This is a genomic window from Neobacillus paridis, from assembly GCF_016765675.1.
In the GTDB taxonomy this organism is placed as follows: Bacteria; Bacillota; Bacilli; order Bacillales; family Cytobacillaceae; genus Neobacillus; species Neobacillus paridis.
The window spans coordinates 1-529 of the sequence record NZ_JAESWB010000183.1; the positions used below are offsets into that span (position 1 = coordinate 1).

Annotated in this window: 1 protein-coding gene; it reads right to left on the reverse strand. The window is 63.9% G+C overall.

Annotated elements, in window-relative coordinates; genetic code table 11:
• A partial coding sequence (locus tag JK635_RS14370; RefSeq protein WP_202654660.1) for an F-box protein occupies positions 1-251 on the reverse strand: 251 nt, incomplete at its 3' end.
• Positions 252-529: the final 278 nt, after the last annotated feature.

Genomic DNA, 529 nt, shown 5'->3' on the forward strand with positions numbered 1-529 from the left:
CCAAGCCTGCTGGCGCGCCCGAGCGCTTCATGGAAGGCGCTTGCGTCCATGGGTGCCAGGCCGGCCCGCAGGCTCCATGCAGTAAAGGCCCGCGCGGCCCCTACCCAACCAGTTGACTTTTCCGTCCCATGCCAGCGGCGGCATACCTGATAGGACGATGCCAGATCCTCCAGTGGAAGATGGTTAAAGACTTCGCCGACCAGCTCATCGGGCAGCAGCGATGCACCGAATTCCGGCTGCCTGCTGTACAACCTGGGTGCCTCGTCTGTTCTGCGGCCAATGGCAAGGTGGGGATTTGAATCGACGGCGTACGATGCGGCACCGCGCGTGGCGGTTGCTGCGCAGGGAAGATCCATGACGAGCTCTTTCGTTGACGAGGTTGGACGGCTTGGGTGACCGGCCAAGCCTTCGGCCTGACGCGCAATGCGGGAATATAGCAGTGCCGGGCAGCGTACGCCAACAGGACTCCGCCACGTCGCCGTTGAAGTGGCCTGCCTACAGCTTCAGGTTCTGCGCCCAGGCCAGCGCC